Origin of the sequence: Mesorhizobium sp. M7A.F.Ca.CA.002.09.1.1, from assembly GCF_003998555.1 — a bacterium.
Classification (GTDB): Bacteria; Pseudomonadota; Alphaproteobacteria; order Rhizobiales; family Rhizobiaceae; genus Mesorhizobium; species Mesorhizobium ciceri.
On sequence record NZ_RZRR01000910.1, the window covers coordinates 1 to 2208 of the forward strand.

A 2208-nucleotide genomic window follows, 5' to 3' on the forward strand; every position below is an offset into this window, starting at 1 on the left:
TCGCCAGGGTCCGCGCCTGCCGCATCTGCGTGGAAAATCCGGCCGGCAAGCCGTTGCCGCATGAGCCGCGACCAGTGCTGCGCCCATCATCCACCGCCCGGATCCTGATCGCCAGCCAGGCGCCCGGCACCAAGGTGCATCTGTCGGGCATGCCGTTCACCGACGCTTCCGGCGACCGCCTGCGCAGCTGGCTTGGCGTGACGAGCGACGAATTCTACGACATCGAAAAATTCGCAATCGTCCCGATGGGCTTCTGCTTTCCCGGCCAGGATGCCAAGGGGGGAGATCTGCCGCCGAGGCGCGAATGCGCGGCGGCCTGGCGCGCACCTTTGATGGCCTCTATGCCACGGATCGATCTGGTGCTGACGATCGGTATCTACGCGCAGTCCTGGCACATGGGTGCGGCGCGCCGGCCCTCACTGACGGAAACGGTCATGGACTGGCGCTCCATCTGGGAGAATTCCATCGGTCCGAAAGTGCTGCCGCTGCCGCATCCCTCGTGGCGCAACACGGGCTGGCTGAAGAAGAATCCGTGGTTTGAAATGGATTTGCTGCCTTTTCTGCGTTCGGAAATCCGCTATCGCCTCGGCTGACCTTTCAGCAAGAAATCACTCGCTTTTTGCCCGATCAGCAGAATTTCTTTCTTGTGAAAGGCCTGGATAAGGCAGAGTATAGGCATTCTATTCCCTTGGGAGCACGATATGGATCGCCTCGATAGAAAAATTCTCCGCCTCTTGCAGGAGGACGCGACACTCGCGGTCGCCGATGTCGCCAAGAAAGTCGGGCTGTCGACGACGCCTTGCTGGAGACGCATCCAGAAGCTCGAGGAAGAGGGCGTCATCAAGCGGCGCGTTGCCATTCTCGACCATGAAAAGGTCAATGTGCGCGTCACCGTCTTCGTGTCGATCCGCACCAATTCGCATAGCCATGAATGGCTGCGGCGTTTCTCGGAAGTCATCCAGGAGTTTCCCGAGGTGGTCGAGTTCTACCGCATGAGCGGCGACGTCGATTATCTCCTGCGCGTCGTGGTGCCCGACATCGCGGCCTATGACGCCTTCTACAAACGGCTGATCGCCAAGATCGAAATCCGTGATGTGTCGTCGTCCTTCGCCATGGAGCAGATCAAGTACACGACCGAAATCCCGCTCGACTACATGGTTCTGGACAAGGAATCGGGTGCCAACGCTGCCTGAGCTGAACGTCACATAAAGTCGTCCCGCTTAGTTCTTCTTTTTGTTGAGGAAACTCCAGGGTGAGTTCACCGGCAGCGTGATCGTATCCGGCACGGTCTCGACGCTCACCACATCTGCCTTGCGCACGCTGTAGCCAGACTGGATGATGCTGACGCCGTCGAGGATGAACAGCTGGCTCTTCTCCATGTCCGGCTTCAGCGCGCCGGTGACCGCTACAGGCTGATAGGCCTCGGACATCTTGTAGGGACGGGCCGGCGTAACCAAGACAATCTGGTTGGGCGGCGGCGTCGGCATGTGACTGCAGGCACCCGTCCAGGGTACCAGCAGGAACTGGTAGACAAGATCACCGTCGCGATCGACCGGCAATGCGTAGCCGGCTAGCTGAATGCTTTTGTCCTGAAGATTGACGGACAGCGTTTCGCCATGGTCGGGCAATTTTGCCGCGATCATCGGCAGCCCGACGTTTTCGGCGGCGGATTGCGTAGCCGGACGCAGATCCTTCCAGAATATGTGCGCAGTCTCGGCCGAGGCATCGGCGGCAGCGGACACAAACAAAGCGGCAGCGAGCGCCAGGGTTGATTTTAGAGGATTGCTCATCGGCCGCTTCCTTTGAGCCTCAAGTAAAGACGCCGCTGCCAAAGACGTCAACGCTCGAGGCGCATCACATGTCGGCAGCCACTTCACATGTCGGCGAGATCCTGACATGGCGGAACGCGCGCCGTCAGCCTTTCCTGGCGGCGATCCGCGCGAGCGTCTTGGCATTGGTCAGCTCCCTTACGGCGTCCTTGCCGATCCAGCGCGCCGTCTTGTCTGCCGACTGCGCCAGTCGTTCGGCGACAGCCAGGGCGGCACCGTGCATGTTCATCGATCGCTTACCGATCGACCGAAGCGCCCAGTTCACGGCTTTCTTCACGAAATTGCGGCTGTCGTTCGCGTGCGTTTCGATGATCGGCAGGAAGGAGAGGAAGGTCGCCCCTGGCTCCTGCTTCCGGTGGACGACAGACAAGGCCATCAT

4 protein-coding genes are annotated in these 2208 nt (G+C 60.1%); 2 read left to right on the forward strand and 2 right to left on the reverse strand.

Going from position 1 to position 2208, the window contains the following annotated elements:
* Together EN994_RS28205 and EN994_RS28210 are read left to right on the forward strand one after the other, a co-directional pair.
* Nucleotides 1-593: uracil-DNA glycosylase family protein (locus tag EN994_RS28205; RefSeq protein ID WP_164746273.1), on the forward strand; the 593-nt coding region annotated here is incomplete at its 5' end.
* A gap of 108 nt (nt 594-701) precedes the next feature.
* The gene (locus EN994_RS28210; protein WP_006205209.1) at nt 702-1193 is read left to right on the forward strand and encodes an Lrp/AsnC family transcriptional regulator; all 492 of its coding nucleotides are present in this window, start codon (nt 702-704) and stop codon (nt 1191-1193) included.
* 27 nt (nt 1194-1220) lie between these two features.
* On the opposite strand, the gene EN994_RS28215 is transcribed toward EN994_RS28210, so the two are convergent.
* Both EN994_RS28215 and EN994_RS28220 read right to left on the reverse strand, forming a co-directional pair.
* Nucleotides 1221-1877 (reverse strand): DUF3299 domain-containing protein, encoded by a 657-nt coding sequence (locus EN994_RS28215; RefSeq protein WP_245466105.1) that lies wholly within the window; start codon nt 1875-1877, stop codon nt 1221-1223.
* 37 nt (nt 1878-1914) lie between these two features.
* On the reverse strand, nt 1915-2208 hold a 294-nt coding region (locus tag EN994_RS28220; RefSeq protein ID WP_206530516.1), incomplete at its 5' end, for a DNA alkylation repair protein.

What these genes read in the sequence shown, in the direction of transcription:
- EN994_RS28210 (WP_006205209.1), top strand. Translation starts at nt 702, where the DNA reads ATGGATCGCCTCGATAGAAAAATTCTCCGCCTCTTGCAGGAGGACGCG.